Here is a 24,168-nt window from a genome sequence, read left to right as displayed (position 1 = left end):
CAAATTTAATAATTAATCACGACTTATCACAGGTGTGTACAAAAAATATAAATTCTTGGAATTTTTTAAGCAAGGCATACATATTCATACTAATGTGTATGCCTGCAGTTTTAATATCGTCTTAAAATGTCAGTCGGCGCCGCTCTTGCATACGGTTATGCGCATTGCCTCTTTGTCGAACATTATGCCGGTGCGCTCGATGAAGCGGCTGAGCGTTCCCTCGTCGGCGAGAGCCTTGGGAGCGCCTACAGATATGGTGCCGCCCTGCTCCATAACCCATAAGATGTCGGCAAGCTGAATGACGAGTTCGAGGTCGTGCGACGACATGAATATCGTCTTGCCTTCCTCGCGGCACAGACGTGTCAGCAGGAGCATTGTCTCCACCTTGCTCGGATAGTCGAGAAAGGCGGTGGGCTCGTCGAGCATTATCACGGGCGTCTGCTGTGCAAGTGCCTTGGCTATCATCATCTTCTGACGCTCTCCGTCGCTTAGCGACATTGCGTTGCGCTTGGCCAGATGGGATATTCCGGCAAGCCTGATGCTCTCGCTTACAATCTCTTTGTCGGCATCATTGAGCGTTCCCCAGAATCCGGTGTAGGGCGTGCGGCCAAGTGCCACTATCTCTTCTACGGTGAAGTTTATCGACGACGGCCTCGACGTAAGCACCACGCTGACTATGCGCGAGAGGTCGCGCGGAGTGTAGCCCGACAGCTCGCTGCCGTTGATGACAATGCTTCCGTCAAGCCGTGGCTGAAATCCCGACAGCGTTCTGAGCAGCGTAGACTTGCCGATGCCGTTGGTCCCGACGAGGCATGTCAGCTTGCCACTCTTTATAGAAGCGTTGATGTCCTTTGCCACGGTGCGTATGCCGTCGTGTGTCTTGTATCCTATGGTAAGGTTGTCGAGCCTTATTGTGTCAGAAGTGTTGCTGTTGTTCATTGGTTAAGGATGTTGCGTGCATATTCTATTATTGTGTCGCGGCCCTTGGCAAAGTCGCTGTCGGTGAGCTGTACGTTATGGTCGGGCTCTATGCCAAACTCGGTGCAGTTCATGTCGCGGTCGTACATGGGGCATGCGCTGAAGCGCACCGACCAGCCGTTGGGCAGCTCGCTGCTGAAGGGCATGCCTGCGCCTCCGCCCGTCTTGTCGCCGATGACGGTTACGCCGGGGCAGCACTTCATATACTTGACAAACTCGTTGGCGGCGCTGAACACGGCCCTGTTGGTGAGCACGGCCACGGGCTTGTGCCATCTGAGTCCGCTCGAAGGCTTCAGCTTCTGCTCCTCCGGTTCGGAGAAATCGTTGTGGCCGGGGCCTGTCTTGTGCTGCATGTAGCCCACGAGAATCTCCTCGTCGGTGAAGCGCGACGCCAGGGTTTCGGCCGAGGTAAGCATTCCTCCGCCGTTGTCTCTCACGTCAACGATGAGAGCGTTGCACGTGGCGAGGTCCATCAGTATGTCGTTAAGGTTGCCGCTGCCTATTGCGTTGGAGAACGATCCGCAGTAGATGTAGCCTATGTTGTCGTCGAGCTTGCGGTATTTTATGCCCGAAGAAATCTTGTAGTCGGTGCCAAGATAGCGCCGTTGCAGCGAGTCGCTGAAGTTGGCGGGATAGTCTTCCTTCCAGCTCCAGTAGCGCGACTGGTCGAACGAGGCGTACATGTTGACGTGTCCGTCGCGCAGTTCGCCGAGCATGTTGCCCAATACTTCAAACAGCTGGGTGCTCGTCATGCCGTCGTCTATCTGCCGGCTGTAGCGCGCATACACCTCGTTCCAGTCGAGTCCGTACTCGCTGTTCTTATAGTCGAAGAAGCAATAGTGTTCGTTCATTATCTTCCAGAGCGCCTCGAAGTTGCCGCGCGGGTCGTCGCTGTACTCCTCTTCGTCGACACACGACACGGCGGCAAGTGCCACGATGAGCGGAAGCAGAAAGTTTAAGACTCTTCTCATGGTACTATTTTAGTTATGTTGAACTGTCTGACAATGCCGATGAGCAGCATGTTAGAGTAAGAATGATATTTCAGGTTGTTCACCCTGGCCTGCTGGAAGTCGCCCATGTAGCCAAGGCGCAGCGTGGTGCGGCCGAGCGAGAAGTCGAAGGTGAGCATCTGGCGCAGCGACGGCGTGCTGCCGAAGGTGGTAGGCACGATGTTGTGGTCGTAGTTGCCGCGGCTGAAAATCTCGTAGTACGACTGTCCGTAGTTGGGGCTGAACATCAGTCCCATGAGCGGAACGCTAAGCTCATAGCGCAGCGAGTAGTTGTGCTGCCACAGGCGAAAGCGGTATGTGGCGGCTGCCGACGGCGATATGTTGAGCGACAGGCGTGCCTGCGCAGGGTTGTTGCTGTTGCGCGTGTTGTAGAGAAAGCCAACGTTGACATCGGCCTGTGCGCCGGCCTTGACGTTGAGGCTGCCGTCGAAGAAGTTCCAGTTGTAGTGTACGCCGTAGCTGAACGTGTAGGCTCCGGCTATCTCGCCGCCGTTGCCCGAGCGGTTGTCGCTGTAGGACATGTTGCCCTGATGTACTATCAGGCGCGACCAGCGGCTGTCCCTGCGCTCGCGCAGCGTGTGTGAAATGTAGCGCAGCTCGGTGCCGCGATACTTCTCGGGCGAGAGGTAAGTGTCTAGAATGTTTACCGCCCCGATGCCTATCATCTGGGCGTTGGTTATAATCTTGTTGTTCCTTATGGTGTCGGGGGCATATACGTTGCCTGTGTTGAGGCTGCCGTGCAGCGTCGTCCCGTCTTCAGGCCCGTTGCCGCAGGGCAGGGCACATGCCGCCGCAGAGGAGGCAAGCATGGCCGCGAGCGTTAATAGCTTAATTATCTTCATTGTCGTTGAAAAGGCTGAGCTGTCCTGTAATCTCGTCTATCACCTGCTGTTGGCTCTTGCCTGCATCGGGGTCGAGGTTCTCCTGTTGCGGTGTCTCTTCAGCCGGCTGCTCTTCAGGTGTGCTGTCTTCAGGCTCCTGTTCTGGCTGTTGTGCCGGCTCAAGCTGCTCTATGCTCTCCGTCTCCCAGTTGGTTATGCGCTTGCCTTTGGCCTTGAATCCCTTTACGCCTACAAACTGTTCGGCCTCAATCTCCATCGTGCCGCGGAAGGCGTCGCGTCCTCCGAAGGTTACGAGGAAGCGCGGATAAGGCTCGTCGGTGAGCGCCACGAGCCGGCTTGCCGGGTTGTCGCTCACGTAGTTCTGCTTGCGCTTGGTGGCTTCCATGGTGAATCGCTTCAGGTAAGGATAGCCCTGCTGGTCGGCGTCGTAGAGCACGGCGGTCCAAACCTTGTGCTCGTCGAACTTCTCGATAATCTTTATGTTGTCTTCATAATGGTTGTTGGCGTCGAAGTTGGTGAGATAGAAGTCGCCGTTGTCGAGCACCACCAGTATGCTGTCGTCCTCGTTAAACTCGCCGAGCAGGCGTCCGTGGCTGTCGTAGTTGAGTCGTTTGACGTCGGGGTCGAACCACACCTTGCGTCCGCCCAGCGTGCTGTGGCCGTGGCTCTTGAGCGATATGCGGTGCACGTTGAAGCGTGTCATAACCACGCCCTTTGCCCCGCGGCTCTTGATGGCAACCTCAGAGAAGTCTTTCTCCTTAAAGATATTCTTCAGTCGCGGTGCCGGGTCGAGCGTAATCTTTATCACCTCGGCCTCGCCGTTGGGGTTGGCGGTGAAGTAAACCACGCGCGAGCCGGGCGTGCCTTGCGTGAACTCGTATTCGCGGTCGCGCGTAATGCTGGTCACGCAGAAGCGCTTCATGAAGTATTTGCCCTGCTTTCCGTCGCGGTAGACAACGTTGTAGACGGTGCGGCGGTCGTTCTTCTTGAACACGGCCACGTGCAGGATGTTCTTGCCAACGAATATCTTGTCGGCCACGCGCACCACCTTATACTTGCCTTCCTTGTAGAAGATGATGATGTCGTCGATGTCGGAGCAGTTGCACACAAACTCGTCTTTCTTCAGTCCGGTGCCTATGAAGCCGTCGTTGCGGTTGATATACAGCTTCTCGTTGGCCTCGATGACCTTTGTAGCCTCGATGGTGTCGAAGTTCTTTATCTCGGTCAGTCGGGGATGTGCGGCTCCGTATTTCTCCTTCAGATATCTGAACCAGTCGGCCGTAACCTCAACCATGTTGTTCAGCTTATGGTTTATGTCGTCCACTTCGGCCTTTATCTTGGCTATCAGCTCCTCGGCCTTGTCCTTGTTGAACTTCAGTATGCGTGCCATCTTGATGTCCATGAGGCGCAGGATGTCGTCCTTTGTAACCTCGCGTATCATCTGCGGATAGAACGGCGTCAGCCTGTTGTCGATGTGCTCGCATGCTGCGTCCATGTCGGGAGCCTGCTCAAACTTGCGGTCTTTGTAGATGCGCTCCTCGATGAATATCTTTTCGAGCGACGAGAAGTGGAGCTGCTCGAGCAGCTCATGCTTGCGTATCTCGAGCTCCTTGCGCAGCAGGGCCATGGTGCGGTCGGTAGAGTGGCGCAGCACGTCGTTCACGGTCAGAAACTGCGGCTTGTTGTCTTCGATTACGCAGCAGTTGGGCGAGATGTTTATCTCGCAGTCGGAGAAGGCGTAGAGGGCGTCGATGGCCTTGTCTGACGACACGCCTGGAGCCAGGTGCACCTGTATCTCCACCTGTGCGGCCGTGTTGTCGTCCACCTTGCGTGCCTTTATCTTGCCCTTCTCGATGGCCTTGAGTATCGAGTCGATAAGCGTAGTTGTGGTCTTGCCGAAGGGTATCTCGCGTATCACGAGCGTCTTGCTGTCGAGCTTTTCTATCTTTGCCCTCACCTTCAGCGTGCCCCCGCGCTGTCCCTCGTTGTATTTGCTCACGTCGATGCTTCCGCCGGTGGGGAAGTCTGGATAGAGCGTAAACGGCTCGCCGTGCAGATAGCTTATGGCGGCGTCGCATATCTCGTTAAGGTTGTGCGGCAGAATCTTTGACGACAATCCCACGGCTATGCCCTCGGCTCCCTGTGCCAGCAGCAGCGGAAATTTTGCCGGCAGCGTGATAGGCTCCTTGTTGCGGCCGTCGTAGCTCAGCTGCCATTCGGTGGTCTTAGGATTGAACACCACGTCGAGCGCAAACTTAGACAGGCGCGCCTCGATGTATCGCGGAGCGGCGGCACGGTCGCCCGTGAGTATGTTTCCCCAGTTACCCTGGCAGTCTACGAGCAGGTCTTTCTGTCCGAGCTGCACGAGCGCGTCGCCTATAGATGCGTCGCCGTGAGGGTGAAACTGCATGGTGTGGCCCACGATGTTGGCCACCTTGTTGTAGCGTCCGTCGTCCATGCGCTTCATAGAGTGCAGTATGCGTCGCTGAACGGGCTTCAGTCCGTCTTCGATGTGGGGCACGGCACGCTCAAGGATAACGTATGATGCGTAGTCGAGAAACCAGTTCTGGTACATTCCGCTCAGATGATGCACGGCAGAGGCGTCAAACCTGTTGGCCGGCTTATAGTCAGAGTGGCTTTCGGGTTCGATGTCGTTGCTGTCGTCCTGAACGGGCATGTCCTGCTCTTCTATGTTTTCGGGGTCTTTAATATTGTCGTCCATGATGATGTATGTCTGTAGAAAAGATAATGCAAATCGGTGTGGCTTTTGCAGCCCGGCTTGTTTTAGCTTGATGCCTTCGTGCGGCTTATCTTATGCAAAGATAATGCAAATCGAACGCAGAACCACTAAACTTGTTTGTTGAAACATGTTTAAGTGTTATGCTGAGATGCCGCTTATCTTATGCAAAGATAGCTAAAATCGGAGACAATGCAAAATAAATATTTTATTTTTTATATAAGGAGCGGCAGCGCGGCCTTATGCTGAGATGCCGTTGAGGACGGTCTGTGCGAGGTTAAATAAAGTTAACCGGAAATGCCCGTCGCCGTCCGTTTGACGCTCTCAGAATGCCCGTGCTGCTCAAGAATCCGGCTTCAGACATGAAAAACCGGCATAAATCATGTTTTGTGTAAGTGTTTGGTAATCAGTTGTTTATGTTTGTTTGCGCGGTCTGCGGCGGCATGAGATAATGTAAAATACCGCAAATTGTGGTGTAAAACACTGTTTTTTCCACTGCAAAAGGCCATGTTTCGGTAGCCAAAAGGCATGCTTTTGCATCATGAAAGGCCGCATTTCATGTTTCAGGATGCCGTTTTTTGGTCGTTTCATGGCGTTTATGCCGTCCGCGAACCCATATCTCTCGGCGTAAGTTTTCTATTTCACAAATTTATATTGTCAAGAAAAACGAAAAACCGGCAGCCGTCTCCGTGTTAAATAAACATAACGCGCCGCATGGCGGCAGGCATCCTCCGGCACGGGCCAAGGATGAAATAAATATAATAATGTGTGTGAAAAAGTTTTGTGTTTCGGTAGCTTTGCATTATCTTTGCACGCAAAAGTGTTTATACGATAACTTTTTGTTGCCCTCGCAGAGGGCTTTTCTGTGAAATAAAAATTTAAGGTAAATAAACAACAATGGCACAAGAAGATGTTTTTAAGAAAATAGTGTCTCACTGCAAGGAGTACGGATTCGTGTTCCCGAGCAGCGACATCTATGACGGCTTGGCCGCAGTTTACGACTACGGACAGAACGGTGTTGAACTGAAAAACAATATTAAGGAATACTGGTGGAAGAGCATGGTGCTGCTTCACGAGAACATCGTGGGCATCGACTCGGCCATCTTTATGCACCCAACGATATGGAAGGCATCGGGACACGTTGACGCATTCAACGACCCGCTCATCGACAACCGCGACTCAAAGAAGCGCTACCGCGCCGACGTGCTTATTGAAGACCAGATAGCAAAATACGAGGAAAAGATAAACAAGGAAGTGGAGAAGGCCCGCAAGAAGTTTGGCGAGGCTTTCGACGAGGCTAAGTTCCGCGAGACCAACCCACGCGTGCTCGACAACCAGAAGAAGCGCGACGCCCTGCACGAGCGCTACAGCGAGGCAATGAACGCCATGGACCTCAACGAGCTGAAGCAGATAATACTCGACGAAGGCATCGTCGACCCGATCAGCGGAACAAAAAACTGGACCGACGTGCGCCAGTTTAACCTCATGTTCTCAACCGAGATGGGCTCTACAGCCGACAGCGCAAGCAAGATTTATCTGCGCCCCGAGACAGCACAGGGTATATTCGTAAACTACCTTAACGTGCAGAAGACAGGCCGCATGAAGATACCTTTCGGCATAGCACAGATAGGCAAGGCCTTCCGCAACGAGATTGTTGCCCGCCAGTTTATCTTCCGTATGCGCGAGTTCGAGCAGATGGAGATGCAGTTCTTCGTTAAGCCCGGAACAGAGATCGAGTGGTTCCAAAAGTGGAAGGAGACACGTATGAAGTGGCATCAGGCCCTCGGCTTCGGCGCAGAGAACTACCGCTTCCACGACCACGAGAAGCTGGCCCACTATGCAAACGCCGCTACCGACATCGAGTTCCGTATGCCGTTCGGATTCAAGGAGGTTGAGGGTATACACAGCCGCACCGACTTCGACCTGTCGCAGCATGAGAAGTTCTCAGGCCGCTCAATCAAATACTTCGATCCGCAGACCAACGAGAGCTACACTCCGTATGACATCGAGACGTCTATCGGCGTTGACCGTATGTTCCTCTCAATCATGTGCCACTCTTACTGCGAGGAGAAACTCGAGAACGGCGAGACACGCGTTGTGCTCAAGCTGCCCGCAGCCCTGGCTCCTGTCAAGCTCTGCGTGATGCCTCTTGTAAAGAAAGACGGACTGCCCGAGAAGGCACGCGAGATAATAAACAGCCTAAAGTTCCACTTCAACTGCCAGTACGACGAGAAAGACTCTATCGGCAAGCGCTACCGCCGTCAGGACGCAATAGGTACGCCTTACTGTGTAACCGTTGACCACGACACGCTGAAGGACAACACCGTTACGCTGCGCTTCCGCGACACAATGGAGCAGGAGAGAGTCAGCATCGACGAGCTCAACGGCATTATTGAGGATAAGGTAAGCATTGCAAGTCTTCTTAAAAAGATACAATAAATGAAGAAGTACAATATTTTTGCCCTTCTGATGCTGCTTATTGCACCGCTGTGCTTCATGGCCTGCAGCGAGAACGAAGACACCGTTGAGGAATTTCCAGATTGGAAAAACCGCAACGAGGCCTATTTTGACAATATCTACGAGAAGGCTATGGGCATTGAGGACGGCAGCTGGAAGATTATCAGAAACTACTCGCTTGAGGACACCATACCGGCCGGATATGCCGACCATATCGTGGTAGAGGTGCTCGAGGAAGGAACAGGCAGCGGATGCCCAATGTTCACCGACTCTGTGTTGGTGCACTATCGCGGACGCCTCCTGCCCTCAACTTCTTATTCCGAGGGATATGTGTTCGACGAGAGCTATGAGGGAGAGTTCAACCCTCATACAGCTCTTCCTCGCCAGCTGTATGTAGGCGGCCTTATAGACGGCTTCACCACAGCGCTGCAGTATATGCACATAGGCGACCGCTGGCGTGTTTATATCCCTTATCAGCTGGGCTACGGATCAACCGGAAGCACCGGTATTCCGGCTTACAGCACGCTGGTGTTCGATATAGCCCTCGTGGCATATTATCGTCCGGGAGTTACGCCAGACCCGTGGTATGCCAAGAAAGGCAAGTGGATAACAGAATAACACTTACGTAAAGATAATGTTCCTGGGGACGGACGGCATTATGCCGCTTCCGTCCCTTTTACATTATATTATATATGTATATGCCTTAATTTTATTATACATGCACCTTAATTTTGTAATGTAAACACGTATGGTCGGTAGCGTTTGTGCGTTCTACTGTTATACATACACCTTAAATCTATTATGTAAACATACACGGTTGGTAAGCGTTGGTATGTTCGAAGGTTATGCCTATACCTTGAATTTGTTATGTATGCGCCTTTATTTCATTATGTATATGTCTTTGTGTTTTGTCCTCATGCTTTTTCTTTTCCTGCTTTATGTATTGCAATGTCCCGTCGTGCCTTGCTTTTCTTGTCCGCATGTGTGTTAAGGCATGGCAGTGCTGACGCAGCGTGGCGTTTTGTGTAATCAAATAATATGTAAAAATCAACATCCCGTATGCTGATTTTGATTTATGTCAAAAAACATGCGTTTTGATGCATAAAATGCTTGAAATGTTTGGTTGTGTGCGCAAACAGCAGTATCTTTGCATCGTCAAAACAAAACAATAGGTATTAATAATTCATAGGTATAAAGCTAAGGTAAAGAGAAAGATTGTTTTGGTAAAGGATAACAAAGATGCCGCGAGGCATGAAAAAGTTTTCATAGGTAATTAAGGTAAATAAAAAAGATTGTTTAAGGTAACGGATGTTAACCCTGTTTGCTGTGAATACAGCAACAGGTATTGGGGGTAAGGGAAAGCATAAACGAATTGCATGAGCCTCCATTTTTTTTAGAAAATTGAATTAACTGAATAATGTGCGCGGAAGTCTTTAATAAAAGATTTCCGCGTGTTTTTTGTCCGCGTAATTTGTTTATTCATCTTAAAAGTAGTAATTTCGCACGATGTTTTCAGCTAATAAAGGAAAAGACTTGCTGGCCATGATACGCAACGGCCAGACGATGAACGGCAGTCAGATGCTCAATCTGATAGCCCAGCTCAGCGTGCCGTCCATTCTGGCACAGCTGACAAACACCCTGATGGTATATATCGATGCGTCGATGGTTGGCTCGCTTGGTGCCAAGGCTTCGGCGTCGATAGGTATAGTACAGTCAACTACGTGGCTCTTTGGCGGTCTTACATCGGCCGCTGCCATGGGCTTCTCGGTGCAGGCTGCCCACTTTATCGGTGCCAACGACTTTGTAAAGGCGCGCCAGGTGTTCCGTCAGGGCATAATGGCCACGGCGCTCTTCACGCTCATCCTTACCGCCATATGCCTTGTCATAGCCGGTCCGCTGCCCCTGTGGCTTGGCGGAGGAGCCGATATCGCTCCCGACGCGTCGCGCTATTTTGCCATATTCTGCATGTCGCTGCCCGTATATCAGCTTGGAATACTGTCGTCGAGCATGCTTAAGAGTTCGGGAAACATGCGCGTGCCCAGTGCCGTCAGCGTGCTGATGTGTCTTCTGGACGTGGTGTTCAACTATTTCCTTATATTCAGCACGCGTCACGTCTCCGTGCTTGGCTACGACATACTGATGCCCGGAATGGGCATGGGCGTGGCAGGAGCTGCCCTTGGAACGGCTCTTGCATACATCGTTACGGGTGTGATGTTGATATGGTTTGCAACGCTCAGGTCGTCGGAACTGATGCTGAAAAAGGAGAAATGGACCTTTGCGCCGCTGTGGGACTATCTGCGCAACGCAGCAAAGATAAGCACGCCGATGGGCGCACAGTATATTATGATGAGCGGTGCGCAGATCGTAAGTACGATGATTGTTGCCCCGCTTGGCAACTTCGCCATAGCCGCCAACACGTTTGCCATAGCCGCCGAGAGCCTTTGCTACATGCCGGGATACGGCATCGGCGAGGCTGCCACCACGCTTGTTGGGCAGAGCATCGGTGCAGGTCAGCCGCGCCTGGCGCGCAGCTTTGCCTACCGCACCGTATTCCTTGGCATGATTGTCATGGCGGCCATAAGCGTCGTGATGTATATCACGGCACCGCAGATGATTGGAATAATGACGCCTGTGGAAGAAATCCGCCAGCTGGGCATCGGTGCCTTGCGTATAGAGGCTTTTGCCGAACCGATGTTTGCCGCTTCGATAGTGGCTTACAGCGTATGCCTCGGTGCAGGCGACACGCTTGTTCCTGCCTGCATGAACCTTGCCAGCATGTGGCTCGTGCGCCTTACTCTTGCGGCTTATCTTGCGCCTATCTACGGCTTGCGCGGCGTATGGATGGCGATGGCCATAGAGCTTACGTTCCGCGGCGCAATATTCTTATGGCGCCTGTTCAGCGGACGATGGCTCAAAGTAAAGCTGGGATAAAATGTATATGTGATGTCGGACGGATGTCCGTCGTGATATTGTTTGATAATTTTATTCGTCATCCGTGACATCATGCGGCAGACTTTTGTTGCCGCTTTATAAGGATGTTGCGGATGACGAATTGTTTTACGGGTATAATATTTTGTGGCAGAATCATTTTATTCTGCCGCAAAATGATGATAAACAAGCGTTGAGGCTTACAGAAGTGCAACTCTTTCTTTTGCCTTTTCAAAGCCGCTGATAAGTTCTTTCATCACCTCACTCACAGGCTTTATCGTCTTTATCGCTGAGGCAATCTGACCTATCTCCAGTTCGCCGCTCTCCATGTCGCCTTCAAATATTCCTCGTTTTGATGCTGCCCTGCCGAGAATCTTGCGCAGTTCGTCGGCTGTGGCTCCCTTGTCTTCAGCTTCGGCCAGCTTGGTGTATAGGGCATTCTTGATGAGTCGGGTGGGGGCAATCTTCTTCAGACACAGCATGGTGTCGCCTTCGGCAAGTTCTGTGCATCTCTTCTTAAACTCTTCAGACGCCGAACTCTCCTCGGTGAGTGCGAACAGTGTGCCTGCCTGTATGCCCTCTGCACCGAGAGCCATGGCTGCGAGCATAGCCTCGCCCGATGCTATTCCGCCTGCGGCAATGAGCGGCTTTGTGGTTGCCTTGCGCACCTGCGGTATCAGAGTCATCGTGGTTGTCTCTTCGCGTCCGTTATGTCCGCCTGCCTCAAAGCCTTCGGCAACGATAGCGTCTACGCCTGCCTCTTCGCATTTTGCGGCAAACTTGCTGCTCGACACTACGTGAGCCACCTTTATTCCGGCTTCGTGCAGCATCGGGGTGAACTTCTTCGGACTGCCTGCCGACGTGAACACAACCTTTACGCCCTCGTCTATTATCATCTTCATGAGTCTGTCTATCTCGGGATACATCAGCGGAACGTTAACGCCCCACGGCTTGTCGGTTGCAGCTTTCATCTTGTTTATGTGCTCAAGCAGCGTCTCCGGGTGCATTGAGCCGGCTCCGAGCAGTCCCAGACCGCCCGCATTGCTCACGGCAGAAGCCAGTCGCCAGCCGCTGCACCACACCATACCGCCCTGAACTACGGGATATTCAATGCCGAAAAGTTCGGTTATTCTGTTATTTTTCATAAGCATTTTCTGTTTTTGTAAAATAAAAATATCGCTGCAAAGATAAGATTTTGCAGCGATATTCTTGTGTGTTTGCCGTTATTTTTTAGGTGTCCGGTGTCCTTGTTTCATTTATAGTGCAGCGTGCCTTGCCGCTTGTTGTGTGTCCCTTGTTTCATCAACTTGCATTTAGTCTGAAATTAGTATGTCGTTTGCGGATAAAAAGTGGCCCACTTTTGCATGAAAAGTGGGCCGTTTACAGGTCGTAAACGGCCCACTAACGGTTTGAAACTAAACCTGCGATGTTTTCTTAATATATAATGCTTATTGATGTTGCCAATGCTTAATCTTTAACTATATATGGCGAAAAAGTTACGGTTTTTCGGCCATTTTCAGAGCATACCTGTAATTTGCGGCAGAAATATCCGGCAGACGGCTTATTTGCCGTGTCTTGTGCTGCCGTCTGTAAGGCTCCGTGCCGTTATGCTTTTTGCACATTAGTCAGACTTGTGGCGCACTTGCCTCCATATTTGCGATAGCCTGAGCATCTGACTAGCCCTTGCGCCAAGGTGAACGCGATAGTCAGACAGCAGTATGGTGAGCAGGATTATCACGGCCATTATCACGGCCCATCCGTAGACCTCTTTAAGGCTCACCATGAGCATTTGCCGCTGAAACTCGCTGTATAGAGTCTGAAACGATTCGCAGTTGTAGTACATCGGGTCGATGTAGCTGCCCAGATTGGCTGTGTTTGCCTGCTTGACGTTGTTGAAAATCCTGGTCATTATGGCCGAACTGAGCGGTCCGCCGAAGCTCGTCCGGATAAATCCGATGACACACATGGCCTCGAAATAATACTCAAATGTGACGCAGCCGGCAAGGGCGTAGGTGAGCGATGTGTACACAATGCTCACTCCGGCGCCCTTAAGCAGCATGGGCAGATACAACATGTATTTCTCCGTTGAAGGGTCGATAAGGAAATACAGCATCGTCTGGTAAAGCAGAAAAGAAACGAACCCGGTTAAGACGATGTCCTTAATACGCCATTTCCACTTCGTCAGAGCCATGAAGAAAAAGCCCGTGCCTACGGCTATTCCTGCCGTTATGCCCCAGTTGAGGTCGGCATTGTGGCGTGCGTCGTATCCAAGAATCGAACTGGTAAATATGTTCTGGGTGGATGTAGCCGTGGCAGACATCAGCGTCATACACCCGAACAGGATGAATATATAGAGCATGTTGTGTTGCGAAAACGTCCTTATGTTTATGTAAGGATGCCTGATTGTGGCAGCGCGTTGCAGACACATCAGCAGCAGAATAACCGCAAACGCTATGGCTATGCGGATTGGTTCGCCGTCGAGCCAGTCGTAGTGTTCGCCGTATACGCAGATGAATATGATGCAGAACAGCCACAGTGTCCACATTATTCCGCCGAGATAGTCGATGCCTTTGAACGGGATGTAGGGACCCTGACGGAACTTGCTGCGCATGCAGAAATAAACCAGCGCGAAAACAAGTATGAACGCACCAATGGTTATGCGGTGCATGGCCTGCCAGTCGAATGCATAAATGCTGTAGCCCGTGGCAACGTTGACAAGCTGCACGCTGCCGAGGACAAACGTGAACAGGAATGGAAAGAACACCGCAAAGTCTCTCTTTGGCGTAATCTTCAGCTGAATGCTGCTCCAGCATACAAAAGTGCTTACAATTCTAAAGAAACCGCTAATGAATGACAGGGCAACAACAAGCGGGAGAAAGTCGCATATCATGCAGATGTAATCGCATATGATAAACACTGCACCAGAGAACAGAAGAACGTCACGCGTTGTGAATCTGAACAATATCCTGAACAGCAGCGGAAAGGCCATCGTAAGTCCCGTCATTGAGGCATAGCCTGCCATCATTACGTCTTCGTTGATCCAGCCCCATGTTCCGGTCATCTCGGCCACGGCCGACATGTATATGCCGCCGGAGAACATGTAGACAACAATTATAAATATTATCAGCGGAAAACGCAGAGGCTGGGGCACAAAGTCTTTCCATACCATTATGCGCCTTGCGGCTGCTACTTCTTGTGGTGAAGGTGCTGGCATAGGCTTTAGTATTTAACCTCACATTCTACGTTCATTCCCGAGCGCAGGCGTTCTATAGCTTCCTTGCTGTTCTCCTTTGTGAATACAATCTTTATTGGAACGCGCTGTTCAATCTTTACAAAGTTTCCGGCAGAGTTGTCCTGCGGTATAATCGAATACTGTGCGCCTGTGGCGTTGGCCAGCTTGCCTACCTTGCCGTGATATTCAACGCCCGGCACGGCGTCCACCTTTATGCTTACGGGCATGCCTTCGCGTATGTTGGCCGTCTGTGTTTCCTTATAATTGGCTATAATCCACACGTTGTCGTATTCAACTATTGACAGCAGAGTCTGTCCCGGCTGTATAAACTGTCCTTCCTGCAGGGCCTTGCGTGATGTGTAACCGTCGCACGGGGCAACGATAACGGTGTACGACAGATTCAGTTCGGCCAGGTTTTTTGCTGCCTTGGCCACGTCTATGTTTGTCTGGTTCTGCTCAAGGCGCTGTGTCTGTTCGTCTTTTACGAGCGATGTACTTTTCTTTTGTCTAACGAGCATGTCATATTTGGCCTTCGTAGCCTCATAGTCGGCCTTTGCGTTGTCATATTGCTGGCGTGTAACGGCCTTTTGTGCATACAACTGCTTATATCTTTGGTAGTCTGTTTCGGTCTGGTTCATCCTTATTCTCAGTTCCTCTATGCTTGCGTCAGAAACCGAAAGGTTGTTTGCCGTGGTAGATATTGCCGTTCCCATGGCCGTGTTCTCCATGAGGGTTTTCTGATAGTTGGCCTTTGCCTGTTCTACTTTCAGCTTATATTCAGAATTTTCGATGATTACGAGAGTCTCTCCTTTGTGTACAAACTGGAAGTCATCGAAGCATACCTTTTGTATGAAACCCTGCACGCGCGAGTTTATAGGTATGATGTTTCGTCTTATCTGGGCATTGTCGGTGTATTCAACATTGCCGAAGTGTATGAACTTTGAGCAGACCCATGTCAGTCCGCTCAGAATTATTGCGATTACGATGATGTTGCGCAATATCTTTTTGTTTTTTCTGTTCATAATTATTTTTGGTTATTTAATTATCGTATTCAGTGAACCGGTTGAGTAAATGAGCTTGTAATAATTGTATATTACGTTTATCTGTGCGTTGACATACTGAACCTCTGCCGACAGTCTGAGGTTGTCGGCGTCTACGAGGTCGGTCACGAGCACAAGGTCGTTGGCATAGCGGTTGGCTATCACGTCGTAGTTCTCGCGTGCAAGCTGAAGGCTCTTTTCCTGTGTCTTCAGAAGTTCAAACGAGTCGAGATATCTTGTATATGCGGCGTTTACGTCGAGCGATACGCTTTCTTCGGCCGACGCAAGTTCGTTGTGCGACTGCTCCACTGAAGAGCGCAGGCGCGACAGGTCTTTTGGCAGCTTGTATATGTTGCCTATGTTGAATTTCAGTCCCACGCCTACGTACCATGTGTTGATATTGTTGTCCAATACAGGTATTTCATATGTGATAGGACCTTTAAGATTGTCGCCGGCTATGATGCTTATCTGCGGCATGTAGCCCGATTTTATCACTTTCTCCTTCTTGCTGAGCATGTCGAGCGCAAGTCTGTTCTTGTTTAATATAGGCGAATTCTTGTAGGCTATGTCCTGAAATTCGGCCTCGCCGGGTTTAGGCATGTTACTCGACAGGAGAGTCGTGTCGGGCAATATCTCCGTGTCCTTAGGCAGTTCGAGCATCGTTACCAGTTTGTCGTTACAGATGTTTATCGAACTTACAAGCTCAGTGCGCTTATATTGCAGATTCTGATACTGCACCTCATATCGCGTGATATCGTTGTTCAGTGCCACTCCGGCAGCTTCGCGTGCATGCATGTCTCGTATCACCTGGCGCGTCTGTTCCATGTTTCTGTCATACACAGTGAGCAGGTTGCGGTATTTGTACAAGTCGAGATAATAACCTGTCAGCAGGAAGTAAACGTCCTGCTTGTGCGAGGCAAGTTCCCACTCCCTTATTCTCTTTTGTATCTCCAGGGCCTTTATGTTATAGTGGATTGCGCCTCCGGCAAACACCACCTGCGAGGCCTCTATTGCGAAGTTGTTGCCAAAATGAGGCGATGAAAATGAATGTCCGTTTGAAAAGTCGCGGTCGGCCACCCATGCGTTGCCGTTGAACGTTGCCGATGCCGAGAACTCCACGCTGGGCAGATAGGCATTCTTTGCCACCGAAATGTCTTTCTCGGCACCGCTTACAACCGACTCGTAAATCTTTATCGTCTTGCTCTGCGTGTCGGCCAGTGAGAATAATTCATTCAAACTCATGATGCGTGCTGTCTGCTGTGCGTGTAATGATACCGGGCAAATCAGCAACAGGCACGTAATAACATTTTTAATTATATTCTTCATCTGATTTTTATTGATAATATAAATAGTTTACAATAGCAACTATCTCTGTAAAATAATAAGCTCAAACATAAGGTTATGTTTCGGTCACCTTTTATGTTGCTGTCTTCGTTGCCTTTTGTGCCGCAGGTTAAAGCATTGTGTGCCTTGGTGTTTCTGCGGTCCGGGCAATGCGGACGACTTAAACTTCTAGGTGACTGAATTTGAGATATAACAGCTGATGTGAGCTTTATTTTACGGATAGTCTGCCTTTATCGCGTTAAAGACTGTTTGTGCGCCTTGATATTTCCTCTACTACTTCGAAGAACACCTCCACCTTTTCTTCGGGTATGCCCTTCAGTAATTCGTAAGACAGCTTCTTCTCAATTTTGTGGTATTCGGCAACAACCTGTTCGCCCATGTCTGTGGTGCTGAGCAGATTCTCGCGTCTGTCTTCCGGGTTTACGGTGCGTTTCACGAGGCCTTTCTTCTCGAGCGAGTCTATCATGCGCATCACAACCGACTTGTTCTTGCCTGTTGCTATGGCAATGTTTTGCAGAATCTGGTCGGTCTTAGCCCTTATCATTGTCAAGAGTATAAACTCTTCAACGGTAAGTTTTATGCTTGCCTCGGCAGCATATCGCTGTTTCATCAGGCGGTGCAGCTTGTTGCGCAGTTTTCCTATTGTTGTTCCTAACAGTTCCTTTGGCATAATTTAAATTTTTTGCAAAGGTAATATTATATTTTGAATTAGTTGCTATTGCGTACTAATTTTTGTGTTAAATAATTCTTTCATGTCCATGTTTCATGCCTTAAGTCAAGAACGGCTCATAGGCACATGGCATTTTTCTTTGGATTTTATCATCTGTAAGAGTCTTGCGCCGACGCTTTATGGCATCATATCCTGCTGTTGGCTTATCCGTGATGTTGGTGTTTCGGCGTATACCGGTTATTTAATTCTGTGTTTGTCTATTATTTGATAATGTGTCCGGCAATGTCTCTTAGCAAGTCAACGGCCTGTGGCTTTCTTTTCATGCTCTCCTTAAATGCGTCATATTTAGGTGTCTTTATGGCATTGTTGTCAATTTTATACACCTTTAGTTTATGCAGCGTAGAATCTTTCTTGCCAAGATGAACATTTCTTATCGTCGTCATGCCGGCATTGCACGTTGTTATTTTTATAGAGTCAGCAGGCTGTTGTGCATTCTGTTTAGCTGACGTTTGTGATGCGGCAGACTGGATGCAGACGTTGAAGATTAATGTTATTAAATAGAGTTTCTTCATAATCTTGTGCTTTTTTGCAAAGATAGAATAAATTCTGATTGCTTTCTGATTTTTTTAGTAAAAAAACATAATCATGCTTTATGGCAAAGCATCTTCTTATTATGGCTTTTTTTGCCTGCCGAAAGTAATGTCCGTATGTCGGTTTTTGCCGTCGTTCAATACATCATCTTACTGCTTTCTCCTTATCATTTTTGCGTCATTTCAAGCCCAGTGTTTCATTATAAGACAAAAAGTGCGTGAAAATCGTAACATTTTTTGTTTATTATGTTTAAGGTTAATATTTTTATTTCTTTTATATGGCGTTTGTGTAATAAAACAACGCGTATTCACTTTCAAACTGTTAGTGGCCTGTTTACGACCCGTAACTCGGCTACTTTTCACTCAAAAGTGGGCCACTTTTTATGCGTAAGTTATAGAGTTATTTTTAGGAAATCAGCGTGAACATTTTAGCCATGCTTTCTGTCGCTTTCGGATATGTATGTTAAGTATAAGCAGTTGTGTAAAGAAGGGGAATTTTGTCCCGGAGATGTGTTCGACTATGATTATGGCGGCGGACACATATATAATCTCGGAACTCAGGTTACATGGCGTACCCGGGCTGAAATTGAGTATATTGAAGGTTCGTTAGACAGAATGCTTTACTTGGCCGTCTGTAATGATGTTAAGGCAATAGCCATGCCGGCGATAGGTGCCGGATTAGGAGGCTTAAAGTGGGATGACGTGAAGAGATGTATCGAGCGTGTGGCAAGTAGTTATCCTATGGTTGATTTATATGTGGTTGAGGCTTACCAAGGGGGAGAATGAGCAATAGGTTGCATAATTGATTCGGAAATTACTAATAAAGCATCTCTCTTCTATAAATAATACTGCCATATCTTGTTTCTCGAAAGGCAGGATATGGCAGTATGATGTTTCGTAAATTCAGATAACGCAACATGGTTTCCTGTTGATTTTTATTCGCATAGGTTTTTATAATAAGTATTATTAGCTGTTATTGCAGCAGCTTGAGTTAATTTGCGCAGGTAGCATTAATTCGAATAAAATCTTGTTGAATTAATGTGAATAAAATAGTTTTTTGTATTTTTGTAAAGAATTATTGCAAGTCTTGCAATCAGATAAGTGTAACCTTGATAATTGGATATTTGCAGATAGAGGCATATTGATGATGCCGTCAGACTGCACCGTTGACAAATTTTTTACGGTTGGAAAGCATGAAAATATGGGAAAGACTAATACGGGGAATTAAGGCTGAGGATAAGAATGGAATCTTCAGTCAAAAAACTGCATCCGAAACATATAATAATGCTCCGCGTTATGCCGTGATAGATACTGAGATTGGGCTTAATGACCATAAGGTGCATGATATTGGTGCGCTGCGCCATGACGGTGGCGTGTTTCATAAGTCATCCAAAAGCGAACTGCTCGGTTTTCTGAAAGATGTCGATTATCTGTGCGGCCATAACATCATACACCATGACATAAAATATCTGTTTGAAGACGAGCCGTGCCCATGGATTTTGGTAGACACGCTCTATGTTTCGCCGTTGCTTTTTCCCGAGCGTCCGTATCACAGACTTGTGAAAGACGACAAGCTGGTGAGCGAGCAGATGAACAATCCCGTGAACGACTGCGAGAAGGCAAGAGACTTGCTGATGGACGAAGTGGCACAATGGAATTCGCTGTCTGAAGAAAAGCGCATTCTGTTTGCGTCGTTATTGAAAGATAAACGTGAGTTTGAAGGATTTTTCAAGATGGTTGGTGCAACGGCTGTCGACGACAGACCTGCAGACCTTGTGCGCAGCATATATAAAGGAATGATTTGCGGCAATGCAGACATAGACATTATGATAAGACTGTATCCCTGCGAACTGGCGTATGCGCTGGCGCTGATAGATACTACAGACCATCGTTCGGTTACTCCCGGATGGGTGCTTAAGAATTATCCTGCCGTTGAGTTTGTCATGAAGTTGCTGCGTGAGACAAGCTGTAGCGAAGGCTGCGACTACTGCAACACAAAGCTCAACGTGAGATATAACCTGAAGACTTTCTTCGGATACGACGGTTTTCGCACTTACGACGGAGTGCCGCTTCAGGAGCAGGCTGCCAAGGCTGCGATAGACGGCAAGTCGCTGCTTGCCATATTTCCTACAGGCGGAGGCAAGTCGCTTACGTTTCAGTTGCCGGCACTGATGCAGGGCCGTTCCGTTCACGGACTGACTGTAGTAATTTCGCCTTTGCAGTCGCTGATGAAAGACCAGGTGGACAATCTTGCTGACCGTGGCATAACTGACGCCGTTACCATTAACGGACTGCTTGACCCTATATCGCGCTCGCTGGCAATAAAAAGAGTGCAGGACGGCGACGCTTCACTCCTGTATATTTCTCCCGAGACTCTAAGGTCGAAGACAATCGAAAAGATATTGACAGCACGCAATGTGGTAAGGTTTGTCATCGATGAGGCTCACTGCTTCTCTTCATGGGGGCAGGACTTTAGGGTTGACTATCTCTACATAGGCAAGTTTATCAGCGAATATCAGAAAAGAAAAAGGTGCAAGACGCCTATACCCGTGTCGTGCTTTACTGCGACGGCAAAGCAGAAAGTGATACAGGACATCTGCGATTATTTCAGCAAGACGCTGAACATCAATCTTGAACTTTTTGCCTCTAATGCCTCAAGAACCAATCTGCGCTATTCGGTTATATATGCCGAAACCGACAATGACAAATATCTGAAGCTCAGGTCGCTGGTGTCTGAATTCAACTGTCCTGCGATAGTATATGTGTCGCGCACAAAGCGCACTGTCGACCTTGCGCGCAAGCTGACTTCCGACGGACTGAAGGCTTTGCCTTTCTACGGCAAGATGGATGCCGATGAGAAGATAAGCAATCAGGATGCCTTTATGAGCGGCAGGGTGCGCATAATAGTGGCAACTTCGGCTTTCGGAATGGGAGTTGACAAGAAAGATGTGGGGCTTGTCGTGCATTACGACATATCCGACTCGCTTGAAAATTATGTTCAGGAAGCCGGCAGGGCTGGGCGCGACCCCGAACTGACGGCACGCTGCTACGTGCTGTATAATGACAACGACCTGGACAAGCATTTCATATTGCTTAATCAGACAAAGCTGAGCATCAGCGAAATCCAACAGGTGTGGAGAGCCGTGAAGAATCTTACAAAGCACCGCACTAAGGTTAGCTGTTCGGCATTGGAGATAGCTCGTTGCGCCGGATGGGACGATTCGGTGTATGACATAGAAACACGCGTGCGCACGGCTCTCGCCACGCTGGAGCAGAGCGGATATCTGATAAGGGGCAACAACGTGCCGCATGTTTATGCTACAGGCATCACCGTGAAAAACATGGACGAGGCAAGAGAGCGCATAACATCGTCGGTATTGTTCGGCAGCGACGAAACGGAGACAGCCGTGAGAATAATAAAGTCACTTATATCGCAGAAAAACATAGCCAAGGCCGGAGACGCTGAGGGCGAGTCGCGCATTGACTATCTGGCAGACATATTAGGACTGAACAAGAGCGAAGTGGTGTCTGTTGTTGAGCGTATGCGGCAGGCCGGCATCTTGGCCGACAGCAGGGACATCTCGGCATACCTGCTTGACGCAGGCGATTCAGAGCGTAAGGCAATGTTGTTGCTGACGAGATTTGAAAAACTTGAGAAATACATATTGAGCTGTCTGCCCGATGAGCCGCTGCGCATATCGTGCAAGCAGTTTAACGACAATGCCTTGAACTATGGCATAACCACGTCTAAAGAGAAAGACATACGCACCTTACTTTATTTTCTGACAGTGAAAGGATATGTGCGCAAGAAGGAGGACGCACAGCATAACATGGAGTTGAGGCGTGTGGGCGATATGGAGTCGACCATTAAGCGTCTTGAAAAGCGTATGGAGATATGCCAGGTTGCGATAGAATGGCTTTACGGACAGGTGGATGATAAAGACGGCGACAAGTCGGGCAGCAAACCGGTTATGTTCTCTGTTGTGGGACTCCTTAATTATATAAAGCAAAAACAAAAGTCGTTTTTCACCGAGTTAGATAATGTAAAGCTAGATGACGTGGAAGAGGCTCTGCTGTATCTGTCGAGGATAGGCGCGCTCAAGCTTGAAGGAGGATTTCTTGTTCTTTATAACGCGATGAACATACAAAGAATAAAGGACACCAAATCGAGGTTCAAGCAGGAAGATTACCGCATGCTCAATGAGTTTTACAAGCAGAAGATACAGCAGGTGCATATCGTCGGCGAGTATGCCAACCTGATGGTGAAAGACTATAACGCGGCTTTGCAGTATGTCAGCGACTATTTCCGGATGGATTATAAAAAGTTTATATCAAAATATTTCAAGGGTGAGAGAGTTAACGATCTGCAGCGCAATCTTACGCCAAAGAAATACAAGCAACTTTTCGGACAGCTGTCGGAACGGCAGATGGAAATTATTTCTGATAAAGAGTCGCGCTGTATTGTCGTGGCTGCCGGTCCGGGTAGCGGCAAGACGCGTGTGCTCGTTCATAAGCTGGCATCGCTTTTGTTGCTTGAAGATGTGAAGCATGAGCAGCTCTTGATGCTGACCTTCTCGAGGGCTGCGGCGACAGAATTTAAGCAGCGGCTGATGCAGCTGATTGGCAACGCAGCCCACTTTGTTGAGATAAAGACATTCCATTCTTATTGCTTTGACTTGTTAGGACGTATCGGCAATCTTGATGATGTTGACAATGTCGTTGGGCGTGCGGCCCAGATGATTGTCGACGGTGAGGTGGAGCCGTCAAAGATAGGCAAGACGGTGCTTGTTATAGACGAGGCGCAGGATATGAGTGGCGACGAATATAAACTTGTAAAGGCACTGATGGATGCCAATGATGACATGCGCGTGATAGCCGTTGGTGATGACGACCAGAACATTTACGAGTTTCGCGGGTCTGACTCTAAATATATGTATCAGTTGACAAAGGAAGAGGGGAGCCGTTTTATAGAAATGACAGAGAATTACCGCAGTGAGCGTCATTTGGTTGATTTCTCTAACGACTTTTTGCGTAACGTAAGCCGGAGAATGAAGGTAACGCCTATAAAGTCGATGAAAGAAAGCGACGGTAGGGTAGAGGTCGTCCACTGCAATTCTTTGTATATGTATAAGCCGCTTGTGGACTGCTTGATGTCGCATAAGGGCAAAGGTTCGTCGTGCATACTCACACAGACAAACGAAGAAACGGTTACGCTTGTCGCCATTCTGCGCAGACACGGCATAAGATGTAAACTGATACAGTCGATGGAAGGCATGCTCTTCTGGAACATGGTAGAGGTGAGATACTTCATGAAATACATAAGCAAGCATGTTACTTCACCGCTGATTCAGGATGACTTATGGGAAAATGCCAAACAGAAAACATTCTCGTTTTATGAAAGAAGTAAAAGTTTGGTGTATCTGAAGCGTTGCATCGAACTTTTTGAGCAGACCAGCAAGACTAAATATCTAAGCGATTTCAAGGAGTTTGTGTTTGAGTCTTCTGTCGAAGATTTCTGCGACCTGTCTGGGGCCGATGTCGTTGTATCGACAATACACAAGGCAAAGGGCCGTGAGTTTGACGATGTGTATATGCTTATCTCCGGCAATTATGCGAAAGACGACTGCCTGATGCGCCGCTATTATGTAGGAATGACGCGGGCTAAGCAGCGACTCTTTGTCTATACCAACGGCAACTGTTTTGACCGTCTGAGAGCTGACTGCCACATGACAGACCGAGAGCAGTATGCCATGCCCGAGGAGATAGCCTTGCAGCTTTCTCACAAAGATGTGTATCTGCAGTTCTTCAAAGGCCGTAAAAGCGAAGTTCTTGCCTTGCGTAGCGGCGACAGGCTTACATATGGTAATCATTTTCTGTATAATGCGGCCGGCATGCCTGTGGCCAAGTTGTCTGTCAATATGCAGAAAACGCTTGCGGAGTGGGAGAGCAGAGGTTACAGTGTCAGGTCGGCATCGGTAAGATTCATTGTTGCATGGAAACCGAAGGATGCTCCGAGGGATGAAGCTGAGACTGCCGTTCTGCTGGCGGACATGATTCTTTCTTTGTGATATTGTGTGCCCCATTTGTCGATTTTATGTGTGCTGTCGTATTGAGAAATGGGCAGAAAAGCCTATTCATGCCTTTTTCAGTTTGTAAATAAATATGTACAAAGTATAGCATATTGCAATTAAAAATGCTATAAATGTTAAATTTAAAAAACATTAAAATAATAAGATTTACCAGGCAAAATATTTCAGCTTTGAAATATTGTATTTATCTTTACCCAGGTTTAGGGAGTTATTTCGGCTCACCCGATAAATAGTGGGGAAAGAAAAAAAAG

General features: G+C 48.8%; 15 protein-coding genes. 5 read left to right on the top strand and 10 right to left on the bottom strand.

The window, feature by feature from the left end; translation table 11 throughout:
• Positions 1 to 129: 129 nt before the first annotated feature.
• From QVO66_RS00560 to QVO66_RS00545, 4 genes are read right to left on the bottom strand one after another with little or no spacing between them, the layout of a single operon-like run.
• The gene (locus tag QVO66_RS00560) at positions 130 to 939 is read right to left on the bottom strand and encodes an ABC transporter ATP-binding protein (protein WP_021853416.1); all 810 of its coding nucleotides are present in this window, start codon (positions 937 to 939) and stop codon (positions 130 to 132) included.
• Positions 936 to 1,949, bottom strand: coding sequence for a S41 family peptidase (locus tag QVO66_RS00555; protein WP_021853415.1), 1,014 nt, complete (start codon positions 1,947 to 1,949; stop codon positions 936 to 938). The genes QVO66_RS00560 and QVO66_RS00555 overlap by 4 nt, the downstream gene beginning before the upstream one ends.
• Entirely contained in the window at positions 1,946 to 2,830 is an 885-nt protein-coding gene (locus QVO66_RS00550; RefSeq protein WP_288172398.1) for a DUF3316 domain-containing protein, read from the bottom strand. The genes QVO66_RS00555 and QVO66_RS00550 overlap by 4 nt, the downstream gene beginning before the upstream one ends.
• Positions 2,817 to 5,552 carry a DNA gyrase/topoisomerase IV subunit A gene (locus QVO66_RS00545; protein WP_021853413.1) on the bottom strand — a complete coding sequence of 912 codons (2,736 nt, stop codon included), beginning with the start codon at positions 5,550 to 5,552 and terminating at the stop codon, positions 2,817 to 2,819. Before QVO66_RS00545 ends, QVO66_RS00550 begins: the two co-directional genes overlap by 14 nt.
• A gap of 912 nt (positions 5,553 to 6,464) precedes the next feature.
• Between QVO66_RS00545 and QVO66_RS00540 the strand changes: the two genes are divergently transcribed.
• The 3 genes from QVO66_RS00540 (at position 6,465) to QVO66_RS00530 (ending at position 10,955) form a co-directional block, all read left to right on the top strand.
• Positions 6,465 to 8,006 (top strand): glycine--tRNA ligase, encoded by a 1,542-nt coding sequence (locus QVO66_RS00540; protein WP_021853412.1) that lies wholly within the window; start codon positions 6,465 to 6,467, stop codon positions 8,004 to 8,006.
• A complete protein-coding gene (locus QVO66_RS00535; RefSeq protein ID WP_021853411.1) occupies positions 8,007 to 8,642 on the top strand; it encodes an FKBP-type peptidyl-prolyl cis-trans isomerase in 636 nt (211 codons plus the stop codon).
• 888 nt (positions 8,643 to 9,530) lie between these two features.
• Complete coding sequence (locus tag QVO66_RS00530) at positions 9,531 to 10,955, top strand: MATE family efflux transporter (RefSeq protein ID WP_021853408.1); 1,425 nt, start codon at positions 9,531 to 9,533, stop codon at positions 10,953 to 10,955.
• A 197-nt stretch (positions 10,956 to 11,152) separates the two neighbouring features.
• Here QVO66_RS00530 and QVO66_RS00525 read toward each other — a convergent pair whose 3' ends face one another.
• The 6 genes from QVO66_RS00525 to QVO66_RS00500 all read right to left on the bottom strand — a co-directional run bounded on the left by QVO66_RS00525 (position 11,153) and on the right by QVO66_RS00500 (position 17,810).
• Positions 11,153 to 12,097, bottom strand: a complete 945-nt coding sequence (locus QVO66_RS00525; RefSeq protein ID WP_021853407.1) for an NAD(P)H-dependent flavin oxidoreductase — start codon at positions 12,095 to 12,097, stop codon at positions 11,153 to 11,155.
• Positions 12,098 to 12,573: 476 nt separating this feature from the next.
• Positions 12,574 to 14,166: an MFS transporter gene (locus QVO66_RS00520; protein ID WP_021853406.1), complete on the bottom strand. Its 1,593-nt coding sequence runs from the start codon at positions 14,164 to 14,166 to the stop codon at positions 12,574 to 12,576.
• 5 nt (positions 14,167 to 14,171) lie between these two features.
• Entirely contained in the window at positions 14,172 to 15,206 is a 1,035-nt protein-coding gene (locus tag QVO66_RS00515; RefSeq protein WP_021853405.1) for an HlyD family secretion protein, read from the bottom strand.
• Positions 15,207 to 15,218: 12 nt separating this feature from the next.
• Positions 15,219 to 16,550, bottom strand: coding sequence for a TolC family protein (locus QVO66_RS00510; RefSeq protein WP_021853404.1), 1,332 nt, complete (start codon positions 16,548 to 16,550; stop codon positions 15,219 to 15,221).
• A 256-nt stretch (positions 16,551 to 16,806) separates the two neighbouring features.
• Complete coding sequence (locus QVO66_RS00505) at positions 16,807 to 17,238, bottom strand: MarR family winged helix-turn-helix transcriptional regulator (protein ID WP_021853403.1); 432 nt, start codon at positions 17,236 to 17,238, stop codon at positions 16,807 to 16,809.
• Positions 17,239 to 17,498: 260 nt separating this feature from the next.
• Positions 17,499 to 17,810, bottom strand: a complete 312-nt coding sequence (locus QVO66_RS00500; RefSeq protein WP_021853402.1) for a hypothetical protein — start codon at positions 17,808 to 17,810, stop codon at positions 17,499 to 17,501.
• Positions 17,811 to 18,305: 495 nt separating this feature from the next.
• Between QVO66_RS00500 and QVO66_RS00495 the strand changes: the two genes are divergently transcribed.
• Both QVO66_RS00495 and QVO66_RS00490 read left to right on the top strand, forming a co-directional pair.
• Positions 18,306 to 18,614 carry a macro domain-containing protein gene (locus QVO66_RS00495; protein ID WP_288172397.1) on the top strand — a complete coding sequence of 103 codons (309 nt, stop codon included), beginning with the start codon at positions 18,306 to 18,308 and terminating at the stop codon, positions 18,612 to 18,614.
• A gap of 407 nt (positions 18,615 to 19,021) precedes the next feature.
• Positions 19,022 to 23,896 (top strand): RecQ family ATP-dependent DNA helicase, encoded by a 4,875-nt coding sequence (locus tag QVO66_RS00490; protein WP_021853400.1) that lies wholly within the window; start codon positions 19,022 to 19,024, stop codon positions 23,894 to 23,896.
• Positions 23,897 to 24,168 lie beyond the last annotated feature (272 nt).

This window comes from Prevotella sp. CAG:255 (genome assembly GCF_000431195.1).
GTDB lineage: Bacteria > Bacteroidota > Bacteroidia > Bacteroidales > Bacteroidaceae > Prevotella > Prevotella rara.
The sequence above is the reverse complement of the archived record's forward strand: the minus strand, read 5'-3'. Positions and strand labels throughout refer to the sequence as shown.